Annotated in this window: 15 protein-coding genes and 10 tRNA genes; 19 read left to right on the top strand and 6 right to left on the bottom strand. The window is 48.7% G+C overall.

Going from position 1 to position 18,906, the window contains the following annotated elements:
• Positions 1 to 831: 831 nt before the first annotated feature.
• The 9 genes from ACFQNG_RS19835 (at position 832) to ACFQNG_RS19795 (ending at position 2,218) form a co-directional block, all read left to right on the top strand.
• Positions 832 to 1,116 carry a hypothetical protein gene (locus ACFQNG_RS19835; protein WP_379867641.1) on the top strand — a complete coding sequence of 95 codons (285 nt, stop codon included), beginning with the start codon at positions 832 to 834 and terminating at the stop codon, positions 1,114 to 1,116.
• Positions 1,117 to 1,427: 311 nt separating this feature from the next.
• Positions 1,428 to 1,521 (top strand) — tRNA-Ser (locus ACFQNG_RS19830).
• A 36-nt stretch (positions 1,522 to 1,557) separates the two neighbouring features.
• Positions 1,558 to 1,633, top strand: a tRNA-Phe gene (locus ACFQNG_RS19825).
• A 3-nt stretch (positions 1,634 to 1,636) separates the two neighbouring features.
• Positions 1,637 to 1,712, top strand: a tRNA-Thr gene (locus tag ACFQNG_RS19820).
• A 3-nt stretch (positions 1,713 to 1,715) separates the two neighbouring features.
• Positions 1,716 to 1,789, top strand: a tRNA-Trp gene (locus ACFQNG_RS19815).
• A gap of 10 nt (positions 1,790 to 1,799) precedes the next feature.
• A tRNA-Cys gene (locus ACFQNG_RS19810) sits at positions 1,800 to 1,873 on the top strand.
• A 10-nt stretch (positions 1,874 to 1,883) separates the two neighbouring features.
• Positions 1,884 to 1,970: transfer RNA gene (locus ACFQNG_RS19805), tRNA-Leu, on the top strand.
• A gap of 9 nt (positions 1,971 to 1,979) precedes the next feature.
• Positions 1,980 to 2,056 (top strand) — tRNA-Arg (locus tag ACFQNG_RS19800).
• Positions 2,057 to 2,141: 85 nt separating this feature from the next.
• Positions 2,142 to 2,218: transfer RNA gene (locus tag ACFQNG_RS19795), tRNA-Arg, on the top strand.
• Between the two features lie 47 nt (positions 2,219 to 2,265).
• Here the strand turns inward: ACFQNG_RS19795 and ACFQNG_RS19790 are convergent.
• Positions 2,266 to 2,901: a hypothetical protein gene (locus ACFQNG_RS19790; protein WP_379867640.1), complete on the bottom strand. Its 636-nt coding sequence runs from the start codon at positions 2,899 to 2,901 to the stop codon at positions 2,266 to 2,268.
• A 264-nt stretch (positions 2,902 to 3,165) separates the two neighbouring features.
• The gene (mnmA, locus tag ACFQNG_RS19785) at positions 3,166 to 4,254 is read right to left on the bottom strand and encodes a tRNA 2-thiouridine(34) synthase MnmA (RefSeq protein ID WP_379867639.1); all 1,089 of its coding nucleotides are present in this window, start codon (positions 4,252 to 4,254) and stop codon (positions 3,166 to 3,168) included.
• 123 nt (positions 4,255 to 4,377) lie between these two features.
• Between mnmA and ACFQNG_RS19780 the strand changes: the two genes are divergently transcribed.
• The 6 genes from ACFQNG_RS19780 (at position 4,378) to ACFQNG_RS19755 (ending at position 11,147) form a co-directional block, all read left to right on the top strand.
• Positions 4,378 to 5,736: a TrkH family potassium uptake protein gene (locus tag ACFQNG_RS19780; protein WP_379867638.1), complete on the top strand. Its 1,359-nt coding sequence runs from the start codon at positions 4,378 to 4,380 to the stop codon at positions 5,734 to 5,736.
• 212 nt (positions 5,737 to 5,948) lie between these two features.
• Positions 5,949 to 7,523, top strand: coding sequence for a vWA domain-containing protein (locus ACFQNG_RS19775; protein ID WP_379867637.1), 1,575 nt, complete (start codon positions 5,949 to 5,951; stop codon positions 7,521 to 7,523).
• A gap of 11 nt (positions 7,524 to 7,534) precedes the next feature.
• Positions 7,535 to 7,864, top strand: coding sequence for a hypothetical protein (locus tag ACFQNG_RS19770; protein ID WP_379867636.1), 330 nt, complete (start codon positions 7,535 to 7,537; stop codon positions 7,862 to 7,864).
• Between the two features lie 139 nt (positions 7,865 to 8,003).
• Complete coding sequence (locus ACFQNG_RS19765; RefSeq protein ID WP_379867635.1) at positions 8,004 to 9,407, top strand: basic amino acid/polyamine antiporter; 1,404 nt, start codon at positions 8,004 to 8,006, stop codon at positions 9,405 to 9,407.
• A 131-nt stretch (positions 9,408 to 9,538) separates the two neighbouring features.
• Complete coding sequence (locus ACFQNG_RS19760) at positions 9,539 to 10,159, top strand: DUF47 domain-containing protein (RefSeq protein ID WP_379867634.1); 621 nt, start codon at positions 9,539 to 9,541, stop codon at positions 10,157 to 10,159.
• Complete coding sequence (locus ACFQNG_RS19755; RefSeq protein WP_379867633.1) at positions 10,152 to 11,147, top strand: inorganic phosphate transporter; 996 nt, start codon at positions 10,152 to 10,154, stop codon at positions 11,145 to 11,147. Before ACFQNG_RS19760 ends, ACFQNG_RS19755 begins: the two co-directional genes overlap by 8 nt.
• 203 nt (positions 11,148 to 11,350) lie before the next feature.
• On the opposite strand, the gene ACFQNG_RS19750 is transcribed toward ACFQNG_RS19755, so the two are convergent.
• Positions 11,351 to 11,427, bottom strand: a tRNA-Arg gene (locus ACFQNG_RS19750).
• 9 nt (positions 11,428 to 11,436) lie between these two features.
• Positions 11,437 to 11,523, bottom strand: a tRNA-Leu gene (locus ACFQNG_RS19745).
• 355 nt (positions 11,524 to 11,878) lie between these two features.
• Between ACFQNG_RS19745 and pepV the strand changes: the two genes are divergently transcribed.
• Complete coding sequence (pepV, locus tag ACFQNG_RS19740) at positions 11,879 to 13,294, top strand: dipeptidase PepV (RefSeq protein ID WP_379867632.1); 1,416 nt, start codon at positions 11,879 to 11,881, stop codon at positions 13,292 to 13,294.
• A 50-nt stretch (positions 13,295 to 13,344) separates the two neighbouring features.
• Here the strand turns inward: pepV and ACFQNG_RS19735 are convergent, their stop codons facing one another.
• Positions 13,345 to 13,986 (bottom strand): Asp23/Gls24 family envelope stress response protein, encoded by a 642-nt coding sequence (locus tag ACFQNG_RS19735; protein WP_379867631.1) that lies wholly within the window; start codon positions 13,984 to 13,986, stop codon positions 13,345 to 13,347.
• Between the two features lie 21 nt (positions 13,987 to 14,007).
• Positions 14,008 to 15,168, bottom strand: coding sequence for a cysteine desulfurase family protein (locus tag ACFQNG_RS19730; protein WP_379867630.1), 1,161 nt, complete (start codon positions 15,166 to 15,168; stop codon positions 14,008 to 14,010).
• Positions 15,169 to 15,343: 175 nt separating this feature from the next.
• Between ACFQNG_RS19730 and nadB the strand changes: the two genes are divergently transcribed.
• From nadB to nadA, 3 genes are read left to right on the top strand one after another with little or no spacing between them, the layout of a single operon-like run.
• Entirely contained in the window at positions 15,344 to 16,855 is a 1,512-nt protein-coding gene (gene nadB / locus ACFQNG_RS19725; RefSeq protein WP_379867629.1) for an L-aspartate oxidase, read from the top strand.
• Positions 16,856 to 16,867: 12 nt separating this feature from the next.
• Complete coding sequence (gene nadC, locus ACFQNG_RS19720) at positions 16,868 to 17,716, top strand: carboxylating nicotinate-nucleotide diphosphorylase (RefSeq protein WP_379867628.1); 849 nt, start codon at positions 16,868 to 16,870, stop codon at positions 17,714 to 17,716.
• Positions 17,716 to 18,819, top strand: coding sequence for a quinolinate synthase NadA (gene nadA / locus ACFQNG_RS19715; protein ID WP_379867627.1), 1,104 nt, complete (start codon positions 17,716 to 17,718; stop codon positions 18,817 to 18,819). The genes nadC and nadA overlap by 1 nt, the downstream gene beginning before the upstream one ends.
• Positions 18,820 to 18,906 lie beyond the last annotated feature (87 nt).

Here is an 18,906-nt window from a genome sequence, read left to right as displayed (position 1 = left end):
CCTAAGCCCTGGGAGAGTAGGTCGTTGCCAGGCACCAATAACCCCACTTCTCTTGAAGTGGGGTTGTTTTTGTGCATATCCAAGGGAGAGAAAGGGGCTTCCCGTTCGCAATCCTAAGAAAAAGAGGATTTTACTTCGTTTCAGAACATGTTGGAAATAGCCGATTGATGCGTTTCGTCTTTTTTAAGAAACAAAAAGATCCCCCTCGTTTTAAAAGCGGACGAATCGGGTTCAGCCAAATACAAGTCCAAGCAATCATTTAAAGAAGGACGAATCGACTATCCAAAGAGTTGAAAAACAAAATCAAATTCCCTAAGTACGGCTGGATGAAGTTTGCCAAGGCAGGAAAGCGGAAGGGAAAATCATGGGCGCTACCATTCGACTCACCCGCACGGAGAAGGATTTTGTCTCCAGCCTATGTGAAAGAAATGCCCCTATGTTTCAGCGAAAAAGATCCTGCGGTAGGCATGGATGGGGGATTGATGGTTATAGATAGGGGGAGCATTGGGAACAAGGCGCGGATCAAGATGCTTGGCACCCCGATAAAATCGGGAATTCACCGTGATGGAATCAATGTAGCCATCAACATCCCGCAGGGATGATACTCTTTGCCGCAGACCTAGCGGTTAAGTTTGGTCGATGTTTGGAATTACCCAATCATGCGTTCAGCCGTGGAAGTGCCAGATCAATAGCATGGCTTGAGGGAATAAGTTGAGATAAAAAGGTCAATGATGAAATAATAGGGAGAAGAGCGGACAAATTGATACAAAAAAAGGAAACAAAATTCGCCTGATGAATAAATTAGGAGAAAGAGGCTGTTGGAGGGATTTGATGGAACCGACGCAAATTCAATCTGATTTGAAAAGATTTCCAGAACGGAATAAAGAAGCTCAGGTAGCATTAGTATTAGGGATTGTTGGAGTGTTCTCATCTTTCGTCTTTGCCCTGGCGGGGATTATCTGTGGGCTAATTGGACTTATTATGGGGCTGCGTGGCAGAAAGTCGGAAAAAGGAAACTTGGCTGTTGTAGGGATAGTTTTAAGTGGATTGGCTATGGGATTTAGTTTCCTGCACGCTTTACTGAAGGCGGTGCTGATGACGGCATTCCAGCATTGAACCTATGACGGAGATCGTCCCAAACAGGGCGAACCCAAATTCTTTGACAAAATGAGCGGATCATCCTATATGATTTTAATATATAAATGTTTCCGTTAGACAATATCGGATTTTCGCTGTATGTGCAATAAGGAGAGGGCGAATCAAAAGGTGATGCACTGAGGCATTGAATTCAGAATAAAAGTAAATTAAAATTCTCGTTGACAACATGAATAAAGCAGTGTATTATATATTTTGTCAGCGCTGAGCTGACGGAAACAATGGATAGCGATGAAGTGGATAGAATGAATCACACTTCAACATGAAAACACGGAGAGATGTCCGAGTTGGCCGAAGGAGCACGATTGGAAATCGTGTAGGCGGGCAAAACTCGCCTCGAGGGTTCGAATCCCTCTCTCTCCGCCACTCATTGACAATATTGTAATTGCGTGTTAATACCGAGGCTCGGTAGCTCAGTCGGTAGAGCAGAGGACTGAAAATCCTCGTGTCGGCGGTTCGATTCCGTCCCGAGCCACCATGAGCTGGTGTAGCTCAATTGGTAGAGCAACTGACTTGTAATCAGTAGGTTGGGGGTTCAAGTCCTCTCACCAGCACCATATAGGGGCGTAGTTTAATGGCAGAACAGAGGTCTCCAAAACCTCCAGTGTGGGTTCGATTCCTACCGCCCCTGCCATTTTAAGCGTGGCGGCATAGCCAAGTGGTAAGGCAGAGGTCTGCAAAACCTTTACCCCCGGTTCGAATCCGGGTGCCGCCTCCATATGATCTATGCGGACGTGGCGGAATTGGCAGACGCGCAAGATTCAGGTTCTTGTGGCCGTTAGGCTGTGGGGGTTCAAGTCCCTTCGTCCGCACCAAGTTGATATGTGCCCTTAGCTCAGCTGGATAGAGCGTTTGACTACGGATCAAAAGGTCGGGAGTTCGAATCTTCCAGGGCACGCCAAGATAAAAGGATACTGGATAAACTGGTATCCTTTTTGCCACCTTTCTTGTCGATATAATTTTTCATTTTTATTCTTTCTTTTCTTGTGCCCTTAGCTCAGCTGGATAGAGCGTCTGACTACGGATCAGAAGGTCGGGAGTTCGAATCTTCCAGGGCACGCCACAGAAAAAACAGCTGACGCTATTTCTGTCAGCTGTTTTTATTATGGGTCAATTTATTAAATCTCGCAACAGTTCTGCTAATTTGTTTTTTGATGGGGTGCAGGGGGAAGAGTCTTTCGGTGTTTTTTGTGTCGATTTGTCTGTTTGTTCATCCGGTGTCTTTGTAGACGATTCTCTATGTATGTCCGAACTTGATGAAGGATTTTTTTCGAATGCGGGTGTTGCTTTGGCTACGGCATCTGATGGGGCTTGATGAATGTCAAGTGGGTTGCGGTCTCTGCTCTTGGCCGGAGCGTCCGAACCTTGACTGGCATGTTTTTGACCAGGGGTGGAACTTGAATCTGGATCAGCCGGGTCCGGAGAATGAGATGCGGATTCAGCTGGTTGGGGTCCTTTATCTGAAGATACACCAGCTTCGTTAGCAGATTCCGTTGGATTAGGCGTATGTGAAAACTCTTTAGGTTTCTCCGTATGGGGACCGTTGGACTGTTGAGCCGTTATAGGTGTTCTACCTTCAGGCGAAACCGAACCCACTTGTGGCAAGAGAGCATATGAAAAGACCGAACAAGCGATGCCCGCACCGATCAATGCAATGGTTTTGCGTTTGATTTGGTAGCTATATTCTTCAGGAGATAGTTCATCAGTGTCAAACTCAGGGGTAGGTAAACGAGTTTTATCTTTCAAGACTACAATCCCCCTTTAATCTATGCAACTCGTTTTAATGCTACTCTATTTTCCAATTTTTGAATAGTAGACTAAAGTCCCATTTTTATCATATGCATAAGTTGGAAATATTCAATCAAAACAATTTTCAAGCTGAATTCAATATGATAATAGAGGCCCTATCATAAAGATGATTTTGGAAAAAAATGTTAAAAATAGGCGGTTTTCCTAATAACACCAGATAAACAACTGGTTAGGAAAACCGCTATTCACATATTTTGGCCATTAAAATGTATAGTCGATAATGCCTCCGCCCAAACACACTTCTCCATCATAGAAAACTACGGATTGCCCTGGCGTCACCGCGCGTTGCGGTTCTTTGTACACAACCCGGAAAGTCCGGTCCGGTTGCGGAATGACGCGGACGGGTTGATCTTTTTGGCGATAGCGAAATTTGGCGGTGCATTCGAACGGCTCAGCTGGAATGGCCCCTTCACCCAACCAATTGATTTCCGTAGCCAAGAGCCCTTCAGAATAGAGAGCTTCATGATCATGCCCTTGTGCCACATAAAGAATGTTGTTTTCCAGATCTTTTTTAACGACAAACCATGGTTCCCCCGTACCGCTTCCCCCAATCCCCAAACCTTGGCGCTGGCCCAAGGTGTAGTACATCAAGCCATCGTGTGTTCCTTTCACTTCCCCGTCCAGTGTGCGGATTTCCCCCGGTTGGGCAGGGAGATAGTGGCTTAGGAATTCGCGGAAATTACGCTCTCCAATGAAACAAATTCCGGTGCTGTCTTTCTTTTTGGCTGTGGCCAACCCCACTTCTTTCGCGATTTCCCGCACTTCATTCTTCTGCATATGCCCAATCGGGAACATCGCTTGCATCAATTGCGGCTTGTTGACGGCATAGAGGAAGTAGGTTTGGTCTTTGTTTGGATCGGCTCCGCGCGCAAGGTATTTGTGGCCATCTTTCTCGATGATTTGCGCGTAATGGCCTGTAGCGATAAAATCGGCTCCAAGTTGCTTCGCCTTCTGCAGGAATTCACCAAACTTGATCTCCCGATTGCATAGGATGTCGGGGTTGGGGGTTCTTCCTTTTCGGTATTCGTCAAGGAAATATTGAAAGACCTTTTGCTCATATTCTTTCTCAAAGTTGACAGAGTAATAAGGAATACCGATTTGCGCACAGACGCGACGCACATCCTCAAAATCTTCAGTGGCGGTGCAATGGCCAAATTCATCGGTGTCATCCCAATTCTTCATGAATAGCCCGATGACGTCATAGCCTTGCTCTTTCAGTAACCAGGCGGTAACGGAAGAATCCACGCCGCCCGACATTCCAACTACGACACGTATATGTTTATTGCCCATTTGCATCACTTCCAATATTCGGTTTCATACCTTGTATGGTTGGCATGACTTCATTATAATCGAAACCAAATGTTTTCAACAAATCCTAAGGGAAATTAATTGAATGGTGGATCGGTGAAGAAGATGAAACAGTCTCAACAAGGTTGGTTATTAAGGAAATTAACTCCTGCTCAAGTATTGGTGATTGGATTTGCCGTGACGATCTTGATCGGAGGAGCCTTATTGTCTATGCCGTTTGCGACGGAATCTGGCGAAGGGCTTCCCTTTATTGACGGGTTGTTCACGGCTACGTCGGCCGTATGTGTCACAGGGTTGGTCGTGGTGGACACGGCGACGACGTATAACACCTTTGGTGAAGTGGTGATCATGCTGCTGATCCAAGTGGGTGGCTTGGGCTTTATGACGTTTGGCACGTTTTTTGCTTTTCTGTTGGGAAAAAAGATTGGATTTCGCGAACGTTTAATTTTGCGTGAGGCATTTAACCAGTTTAGTATGCAAGGCGTGGTTAGCCTTGTCTTAAAAGTGTTGTTGCTTACTTTCATAATTGAAGGAATCGGTTGCGTCCTGTTAAGCCTGCGTTTCATCCCGGAATTGGGTCTGACGAAAGGAATTTACTACGGCTTGTTTCATTCCATCTCTGCTTTTAATAATGCAGGCTTTGACTTGTTCGGGTTTCGCTCCCCGTTTAGCAGTCTCGTGCATTATGTGGAAGATCCCCTGGTCAATCTTGTGATCTCCAGCCTGTTTATCTTGGGGGGGATCGGTTTTATCGTCATCTTGGAAGTTGTTCAGTACCGCAAAACGAAACGGCTGAGTTTACATACCAAGCTCGTGCTCACCGTGACCGGGATGTTGATCTTGGTTGGCATGTTGTTGATCATGGTGATTGAATGGGCCAATCCCAAAACGTTGGGCGGCTTATCGCTTCAGGGGAAAGTTCTTGCCTCTTATTTTCACTCGGTCACACCAAGGACGGCGGGTTTCAATACGCTAAACGTAGGTGATATGTATACGGCCACTTTGTTCATTACCGTGTTGCTGATGTTTGTGGGAGCATCGCCCAGTTCGACTGGCGGGGGGATTAAGACGACTACGTTGACCACGATTTTGTTGGCGGTTTGGTCCATGATACGGGGACGGGATGATGTCATCACGTATAAGCGACGCATCCCCTACGGCCTCGTGTATAAAGCGCTCACGGTGACGGTGGCCGCGATCACACTGGTGATCACGGTGACGATGCTGTTGACGATCACAGAGCGAACCGATTTGTTGACGGCGGTGTTTGAGACGGTTTCCGCCTTCGGGACGGTCGGTTTGACCATGGGGTTGACGCCGGAACTCACTTTGCCCGGCAAGATCATGATCATTATCACCATGTTTGCGGGGCGGCTTGGGCCGCTCACGATCGCGTTTGCGATTGCCCGCAGTGAAAAGCAAGCGCCTTATCGTTATCCCGAAGAAAAGCCGCTGATCGGTTAGGAGGGAGCGGAGGTTGTTTGGGGCCGGGGGGGATTGGATAAGCTGATAATGGACTTGTGCGGATTTGCTTGTCGTTTGAAAAATCGTACTAAGTTTGTCGAATCGGTATCGCTCTCAGTGGTTGTCAAATAAAAGTGGTTCCAGTAAGCTAAATACAGGTGTATTAGCATAAAAGTAAGTATAATGCAACCATTTTCTGTAAGGAGGGGCTTATGCGAATCACAAAATCGGCTTTTTTGTCCTCGTCTCTCCTCATTTGCAGTCTTCTCTTCTTAAGCGGCTGTGCGACCGTAATCGAAAAGATTCAACATACGACTGGAAACCAAGTGGAAAAGGTAGAACAACTCGCGGTCCAAGAGAGCGAAGAGCAAGAAGCAGAAGAAACACCGAGACACGAGGAAAAATCGGATTTGCCCAAGAGCCCGGCTCCATATACGGAGTTAAACGATATCTTAACGGATGACGGAAAAGGAGAGTACGCGGGGGAGAAATATAATCGGGATAAGGTGTTTCTGGCTTTGGACCAGATGCCCAAAGGCTTGACCGATGACAAAGCGTATGCGTACTTGCTAGGTTTGGTGGGGGAAAATTACCGGAGTGATGTGGATCGCTTTAAATCCTTGGGGGAAGTGGATTACAAGAAGAAAGTGGATGTTTGGGTGCAAGCGCGTCAGAAGTATCCAAAACCAACGCCGGCTTCAGCCCCGAAGGAACAACCAATCCCAACGCCGAAGCCGGAGCCCCCGAAGAAAGTGAACATGTCCGTGTTGCTCGATTCAAGCGGCAGTATGGAAAGCCGTCTGCCTGAACAAAGCAAAAGCAAGATGGACAGTGCGAAACAAGGAATTGAGCAATTGGCTTCCGCCTTGCCGCAAGATCGTTCCATGTTGCAAGTGAAGGTATATGGCCATCAAGGAACGAGCGCGCAAAAGGATAAGGAACTGTCCTGCCAGAGCGAAGCGAAAATCTACGCCGCGGACAAAGTGGATAACGGAAAGCTGAAGGAGGCCCTGAGCCGGGTCCATCCGGCTGGTTACAACCCACTGGCTTTGGTTATGCACAACAGTTCACGTGATTTGCAAAAAGGGGCGCCCGCCACAGTGGAGAATCACATGCTGATCATCAGCGATGGGTTTGAAAATTGCGGCGGCGATCCGGTTCAAGTGGCCAAGCGTTTGCATCAGGATTATCTGGCCAATATTCATGTGATCGGCTTGGATGTGGAGCCGGATACGGAGCGTCAATTGCGGGAAGTCTCTACGGTTACGGGTGGCGACTACCAAACGGTGACCGATGAAAAAGAACTGAAGGAAGCCGTCAAAGAGCGGGTGCAAGCGGTCAACCGGTTGAATGAACCATGGCAAATGCGGGCGCTCCATACGGTGATCAATGCGCACCATCAAGACGAAAAAGGGTTGACGAAGCACCACAAGCAGATGATGGAAAAGGTTCAATTGGAATACCAGCGTTTGGATGAAGCGAATCTGTACATCAAGAAAGAAGGCAAGATCGACAAGAAGACGTGGACGGAAATCGATTCGTGGATCAGCGGGCGTCGGCAGCAACTCGAAACGTATACAGAGAGCCGTTACGGTGAAGTGGATTCCAAACTGGATGTGGCTTTCCAGGAAGAAACGCACCGCCTGCTCAATGAGTGGGAAAAAGACGGCGGCAAAAAAGAAGAGTTTCAGAATAAAGCCGTTCAGTTGCTAAAAGATGACCTTTTGAAGAAGAAAGCCGAAGAGGTCGAGGTGCAAACGGACTTGGCGAATAAGCAGAGCGAATAAGGATGAATGTTATGGCACAGGTTCCATTTGCGTTTGTGCATGATGAGCGATTGGGAATAGCGCGACCCGTGCTCTATGTGGAATATGAAGAGTTGTCGCAAGAGAAGCAAGATGAATTTGAGTTAAGGTGCCAAGAATGCTGCTCTTATATCCCGGAACGGATCAAAGAGATTGAGCGGGAATATTTGCGGCGGTACGAAGCGCTGGCGAATACAGAAGATGAAAGTGAATTTTTGCGGTTAAATGATGAATTGAATGAGTTGTCGAAACGAATCTGCGATTTGAATTTGCTGTATTTGCAGATTGAAGGCACCTATTTGGCCGCCAATGTGCACGCATAATCACGAGGTTGGGGCATGGAAACATGTTCTAACCTCTTTTTATTTCTCTAATCCTTTACCATGCTAATGAATTAGTGTATTATCATACAATGGAATAATCAAATTCGATGAAAAAGACATAGATTTAGGGGTGGAGATCATGCAACAAAAACAATTGGGTCTGCTCTCTTTAATGGCCGCAGTCGTGGGAACGATTGTGGGTGGAGCGGCCTTTAATTTGCCGAGTGATATGGCGGCCGTAGCGGGAAGCGGACCTGTGATCCTGGCTTGGGTGATTACAGGGATTGGCATGTTGGCTTTGGCCTTGGTCTTTCAAAACTTATCGCTCCGCAAACCGGAACTGAGCGGGGGCATCTACAGCTATGCCAGAGCTGGCTTTGGCCCGTTCATTGGCTTCAACAGCGCTTGGGGATATTGGATTGCGTCGATTTTGGGCATTGTCGCGTTCGTCACCTTGTTCTTCCAGACACTCAGCTACTTCTTCCCCGTTTTTGGAGAAGGGGATAACCTGCCGTCTCTCGTGGGTGGGATTCTTTTTGTGCTTCTGTTCCATTGGTTAGTGGCACGCGGGATTAGAGAAGCCGCCATCATCAATGTTTTGACGACGGTGGCCAAACTGATCCCGATTGTGCTCTTTTTGCTCATCGTGTTGTTTGCGTTCGAACGTGATGTGTTTACAGCCGATCTATGGGGAGAAGGAAGTTTTTCTTGGAAAGCGGTCGGACAACAGGTGAAAGACACAATGTTGGTCACGTTGTGGGCCTTCGTCGGGATTGAAGGCGCCATTGTCCTGTCCGGACGGGCGAAACGGGTGAAAGATGTTGGGGTGGCCACCATTGTGGGCTTGATCGGCACATTGGCCATCTATTTGCTGATTTCCGTTTTGTCAACAGGCATTTTATCGCAAGCGGAGTTAGCCGCTTTGCCTGAACCGTCGATGGCTTATGTGCTCAAAGCGGTTGTGGGCCCATGGGGAGCCGTGTTGATCGTGATCGGATTAATGGTGTCCATCACGGGGGGCATGCTCAGTTGGTATTTGGTGACGGTGGAGATTCCCTATGTAGCGGCAAAAGACGGCGTATTTCCAACCCGCTTCGCGCAGGTGAACCAAAATGGCACTCCCATCGCCTCGTTGTGGTGGTCAACCATCATCACCTTGGCTTTTGTCGGCATTGTGTATGTTTCGGCTTCCACTTATCAAAAAGTATACTCGATGGCCAGTGTTGCCATATTAATTCCATATTTATTATCTGCTCTGTACCAACTAAAATTGGTCCTTACAAGGGAAACCTATCTTAATGACGGGCGAAAAACGCGCGATCTGTGGATCAGTTTGTTTGCCACGGGATATTCGTTGTGGACATTATATGCGGCAGGCCTTTCCTACCTATTGCTGGTCTCCGTTGTTTATGGAGTAGGCCTGGTGATGTATCTCTGGGTACAGCGGAGACAGGGGCGAGCGGCACTTGGCAAATGGGATTGGATCGTTGTTGGTTTGATTGTGGTTGCCGCGTTGGCCGCGATAAGCAACGGACTGGTTTGATTTGGCATATTAATTTTTTGTTAAGGCGAAATTAATAGTTGGTTAAAAGTTAGTTCAAGCCCTGTTCAATCTCATTTGTAAAGTCTATGATTATTTTTGGTTAAAAAATGGTTAACTAGGAGGATATGAACGTGCTATTTAACCGCTCTAAAGACCGCCTCTTTTTTAAGTTAATGGTGGATGCAACATCAAACATTGCGGATGCAGTCCAGCTATTCCGCGAAAACGTGGAGACGCTGGAGCAAAAGGAGTCCTATGCGGAGCGCCTCAAAGAGCTGGAAAACAAAGGGGATGAATATACCCATCAATTGATCAAAGAATTGAATCACACCTTTGTTACGCCTCTGGATCATGAAGACATCCTTAAGTTGACTTATACCCTGGATGATGTATTGGATGGAGTGGAAGCTTGTGCGGCTCGTTTCGTCTATATGCAAGTGGACAAAACCAATTCCTACCTCATCCAATTCGGAGAAATCCTGGAGAAATGTGCCCGTCATTTGCATGACGCTTTTATTGCTTTGGAAAAACGCGATTATGACTTGATACGCAAGATTTCGATTGAGATCAACTTGCTTGAAAACGAAGGCGACAAGTTGATGCGCGAAGGCATTATGGAACTGTTCGCGGAGCCGGTGGATGTGGTTCATCTCATCAAAATGAAAGAGATCTATGAGCGACTGGAAGATGTAACGGATGCTTTTGAAGATGTGATGGACATCATGGAAAGTGTGGTTATGAAGTATGCTTGATCCATTTTGGCTCTTAGTCGCTGTCGTCGTGCTGGCCCTGGTGTTCGATTTCACCAATGGATGGCATGACACCGCCAATGCCATTGCCACGGTTGTAGGGACACGGACACTTTCCCCATGGACAGCGATCTTGATGGCGGCCGGGCTCAATATCGCTGGGGCTTTTTTCTCGACGGAAGTGGCGAAAGCGATTGGGAAAGATATTGTCGATCCCAATCACGTTACGCTCGTTGTGCTTCTTTCAGCGCTGTTGGCCGTGATTTTATGGAATATCATCACGGTTTTGCTGGGATTGCCAACGAGCTCATCGCATGCGCTGATCGGGAGTTTGATTGGTGCCGCTGTCGCTTACAAAGGCACGGCGATTCTGCAAACCCATGGCATCTTGATGATCCTGGTTGCGCTATTGGTATCACCTGTGTTGGGCGCCTTATTTGGGGCTGGTCTCATTAAACTCATTCGTTTCATCTTCAGCAATACCCCACGCTCAAAGGTGAAAAGGCTGTTTAAGCCGTTGCAGATTTTCTCCTCGGCGTTCATGGCGTTTAGCCACGGCGCGGCGGACGCCCAAAAAGCGATGGGGATCATCGGTATGGCCTTGGTCGCTTATGGTACCCACAGTGAGTTGACGGTGCCCGATTGGGCGAAAATTGCCGCAGGGTTAGTGATGGGTTTGGGAACGGCGATGGGTGGACGGAAAATTATCCACACGATCGGGTCGCGGCTTAGCCGGTTGGAAGCACCACAAGGTTTTGCCGCCGAGACCGGTGCGGCCATTTTGCTGACGACCGTGGCAAAAATCGGCATTCCAGTCAGTACCACCCACACCATTACCGGATCGATCATGGGGGTGGGCGCCGCGGAACGGCTTCGCAGCGTCCGTTGGAGTGTTGCGGCGAAAATCGTGTACGCTTGGGTTCTCACCTTGCCTGTGACAGCCCTGATGGGTTTTGTATTCTACACCATCTTTAAAGTGTTAGAAGGATAAGAAGAGCGAAGCTTACGTTCATTTCGTTGTTTAAAGAGCGTAAGCTTTTTTGTTTTCCCAAAATGCAAGTTCAAACGAAATATTGTTTCACTCCAATAAACATTAAAAAGCGGCCTCATGCGATTGTTCCATTCCTGAAAGCTCACGCTAGGAATAAAAAAGAAAACACCCAGTGGTTATAAAAACCACTAGGTGTTTTTCTCTGGCGTGCCCTGGAAGATTCGAACTCCCGACCTTTTGATCCGTAGTCAAACGCTCTATCCAGCTGAGCTAAGGGCACATATTAACTTGGTGCGGACGAAGGGACTTGAACCCCCACAGCCTAGCGGCCACAAGAACCTGAATCTTGCGCGTCTGCCAATTCCGCCACGTCCGCATGTTGCGTTCTGTTTGAAGAAGACAGGAATTAATATAGCATCTTTTTAAGAGGTTTGCAATCCTTTTTTGTAGCCAAATCATTTTTTTAATATTTCGGATGAGTCCGGTCATAAAACGCTCGTGTCTTCTGGCCCCCCCAGAGATAGGGATGGTTTCGGATCGCCTGTGAAGATATGGCGTTTGTGCTGTTTAAAAAAATTTGGTCGTATATTTCACCGCGTGGTATAGTAGTAGCAGTTAATAATGAATAAAGCAATATTTGTTAACCAAATGAACCTGTCATCTTCTGGATTTTTAAGAAGAGACCGTTACATAACCATAAAGTTGGAATGAATGAGCGGGAGGAAGATCCGATGAGTGAGATTCGCTGGTTGGAAGAAGTGGAAAAGCGGAAAGAGGATTTGTTGGCGGAGTTAAGCGGGCTGTTGCGGATTGAAAGTGTATTGGACGAGTCTACCGCGGGACCGCAAGCTCCGTTCGGGCGGAAAATCGCCGAGGCTCTGGAGTATATGTTGCAGTTGGGAGAAAAAGATGGCTTCACCACCAAAAATGTGGACGGATATGCGGGCCATATTGAGTATGGAGAGGGTGAGGAACTGATCGGTTTGGTATCCCATGTCGATGTCGTTCCGGCAGGCGAAGGCTGGACATCCCCTCCGTATGCCCCGGAAGTGCGGGACGGCAAGCTTTATGCACGCGGTGCGATAGATGATAAGGGACCGACCATGGCCGCTTATTACGCTTTGAAAATCGTCAAGGAATTGGGATTGCCTTTGTCCAAGCGCGTACGGTTGATCATCGGTACGGACGAGGAGTCTTTATGGCGCGACATGAAAGTTTATTTTGAACGCGAAGAGATGCCGGCCATGGGCTTCTCGCCTGATGCCGATTTCCCCATCATCGCTTCTGAAAAAGGACTTTTGGATATTCGGCTCTCCGGCAAAACGGAGGAGCAACCTGCCGGCGAAGACCACTGGACCATGGTAGAGTTCAAGTCGGGACAACGGGTTAATATGGTTCCGGACTATGCGGAAGTCAAGCTGATCGGTGAGGGGGATGTATTCGAATTGAAGGAGAAAGTGCAAGATTTCCTGCTCACCCATCGGATTCAAGGTTATGCGGAAGAAAACAACGATGGGGTAACCATTGTGATCCGAGGCCAATCCCACCATGGCTCCGAACCGCACAAAGGATTAAATGCCGCTTTGGAAATGGGACGTTTGTTGGGACGGATTCCGCTTGATCCGTCGGGGCAAACGTTTGTCAATCTGCTGAATGACCTTTTGATTGATGATTTCTATGGTGAGCGTCTGGGGATTGCGCAAGAAGAGGAAGTGTTGGGCAAATTGACGGTGAATGCGGGAGTGTTTGAATATGTGCTGGGGCAGGAGCAGTTTATCCGCATCAATGTCCGCTATCCACTGTCAGGCGACAGTGAAGATATTTTGAATGCCATCGCGGCCAAAATGCTCCCTTATGGTCTCACCATTACGGAGGTGGACCATAAAGCGGCGCACCATGTCGATCACAGCCATCCGCTGATTCAAACATTAAGCAAAGTGTATGAGGAACAGACAGGGAAGAAAGCCCAAGTCTTGGCGATTGGCGGCGGTACTTTCGCCCGCGTGTTGGACACGGGTGTCGCCTTTGGACCACTCTTTCCGGGGAGCGAGGAGACGGCGCATCAACGGGATGAACATATTTCGCTCGATGATCTGTTCCGGTCCACCGCGATTTATGCCCAAGCCATTTATGAATTGGCCCGCTAATGCCAAACCCCCTCGCCTTTTTCTTCAGGCGAGGGGGTTTGGCATACTCTTTATTTTGTCTGATACATTTTGTAAATGAAGGTGTCCGGAGTGACGTCATCAGGGAGGGGCCGCATCGTTTTCACAGGGATTTTGTTATTCAGGATGGTGCGATGGATCGCTTCAAATTCAGATTGCCTATACAAAGGCGAATTGTAACTGTTTAGATCGATTTTCGTATTGTCTTTGAAATAGATGATATACCGCAACCGCAAATGTTGGTCCTGATTGATCGGCAACCGTTCGTAATCATAATCCAGCACCACCTGTTCGATGTCGCGCCAGCGTTTGATTTTGGCATCGTCCAGATTAAACAAAGGGTTGTAAGCGATCCCTTTGGGACTGACCAATAAATAATTGTCAAAGGCCAATATCACGAGCGGGCTGGCGATCAGGTATCCGCAGGCAAACACCAGAAAGGTACGGCGCAGCTTCCGCGGGTCTTGGCGCATCTGGAAAAAAGCGATGACAAAGAAGACGACGCCACACAAGAACAGAAAGACAAATCCATAAGCAAAAGGGGTGCCCATCAGGTAAACTTGATCGGGTTCAGCATAATTTTCAAGCTGATAATAGATAAAGGCAACCCATAACAGTGTGGCAATGATCAGTCCGCCACCTAGTCGAAGGATCCAATTTAAAATCGTTCGCAATGAAGTCGAGCCTCCAGCTTCTTAAAATTCTTGAGGATATAAGGAACGGAGATATTGCATGACTTCTTTCAACTCGGCAATAAAGGTGTCGATCACCTCTTTGGTCGTGTCTTTGCCAAAGGTGATTCGCAAGCTTTGAAATGCGGTATCCAGGCTTTTGCCCATGGCCATCAACACGTGTGATGCGGCATGCTTGCCCGCGCTGCATGCGGAGCCGCTGGACACATAAATTTGTTTGCGGTTCAGTTCGAGCAGGATGGCCTGCCCTTCCACACCATGGAAACTCAAATTCAAGTTATTGGGCAGTCGAAGGGTGGGATGGCCATTCAGGTCAACCGCCCCGATTTCCGACTGGATTCGCCGCCAACAATCATCGCGCAATGCGGTCAGCCGCGCTTGTTCATCAGCGACTTCTTGCGAGATGGTTTGGCATGCCACGCCAAATCCGACAATGGCTGGGGTGTTTAATGTGCTGGAGCGCAACCCCCGCTCTTGTCCGCCGCCGTGAAAAAGGGGTTCAATGCGCACGCCTTTGCGGATATAGAGGGCGCCGGCCCCTTTCGGACCATAAATTTTGTGCGAGCCGAGGGAAAGCAGGTCGGCGCCCAATTCAGTGACAGAAAAAGGAACCTTGCCAAAGAATTGAACGGCATCGGTATGAAACAAAATAGAAGTATCCTTTAATAGCTGTCCCACTTCGCGGATCGGCTGGATCGTTCCCACTTCGTTGTTGGCGGCCATGATGCTGACCAAAATGGTTTGATCGGTGAGTGCCTGCCTCACGTCTTCGACCTGGACCATCCCATATGCGTCTACTGGCAAATAAGTGACCTGAAATCCTACTTGTTCCAAAAAACGACAGGCTTCTAAAACAGAAGGATGTTCTACGCTAGATGTGATAATATGGTTACCGAATGCTTTTCGTTTGCGCGCAACGCCGATCAGGGCGAGATTGTTCGATTCGGTTCCGCTGCTGGTGAAGACGATCTCGCGCGGCGTGGTCGCTCCAATGGCCTGAGCCACTTGTTTGCGAGCTGCCTCGATCGCTTCACGGCTTTGTTGGCCAAAATCATGAATGCTTCCGGGATTGCCATAGGCTTGCCTGAAGAAAGGGAGCATCGCTTCAAGCGCTTCAGGGCGTACGGGACTTGTTGCTCCATAGTCGAGGTAAATAGGTTTCATTCGGTGTGCCTCCGCTCTTTCTTTTCTTTCTTCATCCATTATAGCGGAAAACGTTGGCCGTAAGACCTTAGTTTCTAATCTGTTCACAATCAAGTTGCGTAAAAATAATGGTTGACATTCCTCATTTTCCTGAGAAAATAAAAATGTTAAGATTTCGTGAAAGGATTAGTCAAAAATGACCCGATTTGTGACCGATTATGTTGTGGTGGGAAGTGGAATAGCCGGTTTGACTACAGCCCTTTCCCTTGGAGAGTCAGGTCGGGTAATCGTCTTAACCAAGTCGCGTGAACAAGAAAGCAATTCCTACCGCGCACAGGGAGGAATTGCCGCTGCGATTGGTAAAGATGATTCACCTGAACTGCATCGTCAGGACACCTTGCGCACCGGAGTTGAATTATGTAATCCACAATCGGTCGCTGTCATGGTTGAGATGGCTCCACAGACAATTCAATTGCTTTCTGGATGGGGCACCCCGTTTGACCAAGAGGGAACGCATTTTGCTTTGGGACGTGAAGGTTCCCATAGCGTTTCACGCATCTTGCATGTCCGGGGGGATTCCACTGGGGCGGGAATCACGGCCAGCTTATTAAAACAAGTGCAGGCCCATGATCAGATTGAATTGATGACACATACCATGGTAGCAGATTTGATCGTGCATGAGGGAGCTTGCCGCGGCGTGATCGCGCTCGACTATGACCACGAGCCCATTGCCTACTTTGCGCGCAAAGGGGTGGTGTTGGCTACAGGTGGTTGTGGGCAAGTGTATCGTTATACCACCAATGACCTGGTGACTACCGGAGACGGCTTTGCGATGGCATATCGCGCTGGTGTGAAACTGATGGATATGGAGTTTGTGCAGTTCCATCCGACTGCGCTCGCGATTGAGCAAAACCCGATGTTTTTGGTGTCGGAAGCGGTGCGGGGAGAAGGCGCCTATCTGGTGAATGATCGTGGTGAAGCTTTTATGGAGCGCTATCATTCCTGGAAAGATTTGGCCCCGCGTGATGTCGTATCCCGCGCCATTTATACCGAAATGCAGGCGGGGCGGAGCGTTTTCCTCGATGCGCGCGCGTTGGGCGATCGTTTTGAAAAGCGTTTTCCGAAGATTTGCCGGCATGCACGCAATCACGGAATCGATCCAGAAACCAATCTCATTCCGGTGACGCCTGCCGCCCACTTTATCATGGGTGGAATCCAAACGGACCTGCATGGACAAACTTCGCTGCCGCGCTTGTTCGCTTGTGGGGAAGTGGCTTGCACGGGTGTTCATGGAGCAAATCGCTTGGCAAGCAACTCACTGTTGGAAGGGGCCGTGTTTGCTCAACGGGTGGCGAAAAAGCTATCTTCACTTGCAGATCAATCGCTTGCAGAAATGCCTGATTTTTCCATCTCTGCTTTGTGCAATGATAAGCAATCTCAAGAAAAGTTAAAACAATCGATCCGACAGATCATGTGGGATTATGCAGGAATTGTAAGAACGGCTGAGGGCTTGAGCAAAGGTCTTTCTTTGTTGGAGAATGTGGCGGAGCAAGTGGAAGATGGGATGTTTGAAACCAAAAATATGTTAATGACTGCACAAATTATTATGAAAGCGGCGTTGATGCGCGAGGAGAGCCGCGGCGGTCACTACCGACGGGATTTTCCGGAAACTCGGTTAGAGTGGTCAAACAAACATCTGGTGATATAGGGAGTATGGAAGATGAACCCAATCTATTTAAAGCAATTTATTCGTGAAGTTTTGAACGAAGATATCGGTGCCGGTGATTTGACGACGGATGCCTTGGTACCGGCGGGCCATCGGAGCTCCTGCGTGTTTCTTGTCAAGCAGCCCGGTGTGGTTGCCGGATTGCCAGTGGCGGAACAAGTGTTTAAAGAGCTGGATCCGGCCTGTGTTTGGACGCCGTTGGTGGATGAAGGATCATCGGTTGCCAAAGGGACGGTGATTGCGCGGATTGAGGGCAGCACCCGCGCCATTTTGACAGGGGAGCGTGTTGCCCTTAACCTGATGCAACGCATGTCGGGCATCGCGACGGTAACGAGAAGCTTGGTAAACAAGCTGGAAGGCCTCCCCTGCCGTGTGCTCGATACGCGCAAGACCACACCTGGCCTGCGTCAGTTGGAGAAATACGCGGTTCGCGTCGGAGGTGGTACCAATCATCGTTTCGGCCTGAGTCATGGCGTCATGATCAAGGATAATCACATTGCCATGGCCGGGAGTCTGGAAGAAGCCGTCAAACGCGTGCGCGAACGGGTCGGGCATATGGTGCAGATTGAAGTGGAAGCGGACACGCTCTCACAGGTGAAACAGATTTTGGCATTGGATGTGGATGCCATTTTGTTGGACAATATGGATCTGGAAACACTAAGGAAAGCGGTGGAGCTGATCGACGGACGGGTATGGACGGAAGCGTCCGGCGGCATCACTCCTGAGACGATCCGACAGATTGCCGAGACTGGAGTGGATGCGGTGTCCCTGGGCTGGCTCACACACTCTGTCTCTTCATTGGATATCAGCTTAGATTTTGAAGATGAAACGGGGGATAAATAATGTCTACTGACATGCTCACCTATTTGGACTCCGAGTTGCCTGAAGTCTATCGCAATATGCCAAGCCAAGAGCTGGACGAACGAATTCAGCGGGCCAAAGAGCAATTGGGACAGGATCTTGTGATTTTGGGACACCATTATCAACGCGACGATGTGATCAAGTTTGCCGACTATCGCGGAGATTCGCTGAAGTTGGCGCGGATCGGAGCCGAGCTGAAGCAAGCCAAATACATCATTTTCTGTGGTGTGCATTTTATGGCTGAGACAGCCGATACGTTGGCGCAAGACGACCAAGTCGTCATTCTGCCGGATTTGCGTGCTGGATGTTCCATGGCGGATATGGCGGACATTGAAGATTTGGAAGAAGCGTGGGAAATCTTGCAGGAACAATTTGGCGACACGATCATCCCGTTGACTTATGTGAACTCCACCGCAGCCATTAAAGCGTTTGTCGGGAAACACGGCGGAACGACCTGTACTTCGTCCAATGCGCATAAAGTATTGAAGTGGGCGTTTACGCAGAAAAAGCGGATACTCTTCCTGCCGGACCAACACCTTGGACGCAATACGGCTTACGCGATGGGGATTCCGCTTGAGCAAATGGTGGTATGGAGCCCACAAGCGGCACAGTTTGAAGAGGTTGCGGGAGAGTTGGACCAAGTACGGATGATTTTGTGGAAAGGCCATTGCTCCGTGCACCAGAAGTTCACCGCGGAGCAAATTCACCGGATTCGCGAGCGTGACCCGGAGATGAGAGTGATTGTGCACCCTGAGTGTTCTTTTGACGTGGTTCAGCTGGCTGACTACTCGGGATCGACTGAGTATATCATCAAAACGATCGAAGCGGCGCCAGCGGGAAGCAAATGGGCCGTGGGAACCGAAGTGAATTTAGTGCAACGTCTGGCCAATGAGAATCCGGATAAGAAGGTGGTTCTCTTGAGCACGACGATGTGTCCGTGTTTGACGATGAACCGCATTGACCGCCCTCATCTGTTATGGGCATTGGACAGCATCCTGGACGGGCACCCGATTCACGTGATTGAAGTGGATGATGAAACGAAGCATTGGTCCAAAGTGGCTTTGGATCGGATGTTGGCGATTTAACGATAAAAAAAGGAGCCTTTGGGAGACTGATGCAAAAGCATAACATGATTTGTAAAAGTGCCTTCGGGCACTTTTTTTGTTACACTG

It is taken from the genome of Laceyella putida (assembly GCF_042665195.1).
Lineage (GTDB): Bacteria > Bacillota > Bacilli > Thermoactinomycetales > Thermoactinomycetaceae > Laceyella > Laceyella putida.
Note: the sequence above shows the minus strand (reverse complement) of the source record. Positions and strands in the feature narration are given on the sequence as shown.

Coding starts and splice junctions, on each gene's coding strand:
- nadC (WP_379867628.1), top strand. CDS start 16,868: ATGAACCCAATCTATTTAAAGCAATTTATTCGTGAAGTTTTGAACGAA.
- ACFQNG_RS19730 (WP_379867630.1), bottom strand. CDS start 15,168: ATGAAACCTATTTACCTCGACTATGGAGCAACAAGTCCCGTACGCCCT.
- mnmA (WP_379867639.1), bottom strand. CDS start 4,254: ATGGGCAATAAACATATACGTGTCGTAGTTGGAATGTCGGGCGGCGTG.
- ACFQNG_RS19775 (WP_379867637.1), top strand. CDS start 5,949: ATGCGAATCACAAAATCGGCTTTTTTGTCCTCGTCTCTCCTCATTTGC.
- nadB (WP_379867629.1), top strand. CDS start 15,344: ATGACCCGATTTGTGACCGATTATGTTGTGGTGGGAAGTGGAATAGCC.
- ACFQNG_RS19780 (WP_379867638.1), top strand. CDS start 4,378: ATGAAACAGTCTCAACAAGGTTGGTTATTAAGGAAATTAACTCCTGCT.
- ACFQNG_RS19755 (WP_379867633.1), top strand. CDS start 10,152: ATGCTTGATCCATTTTGGCTCTTAGTCGCTGTCGTCGTGCTGGCCCTG.
- nadA (WP_379867627.1), top strand. CDS start 17,716: ATGTCTACTGACATGCTCACCTATTTGGACTCCGAGTTGCCTGAAGTC.
- pepV (WP_379867632.1), top strand. CDS start 11,879: ATGAGTGAGATTCGCTGGTTGGAAGAAGTGGAAAAGCGGAAAGAGGAT.
- ACFQNG_RS19770 (WP_379867636.1), top strand. CDS start 7,535: ATGGCACAGGTTCCATTTGCGTTTGTGCATGATGAGCGATTGGGAATA.
- ACFQNG_RS19835 (WP_379867641.1), top strand. CDS start 832: ATGGAACCGACGCAAATTCAATCTGATTTGAAAAGATTTCCAGAACGG.
- ACFQNG_RS19765 (WP_379867635.1), top strand. CDS start 8,004: ATGCAACAAAAACAATTGGGTCTGCTCTCTTTAATGGCCGCAGTCGTG.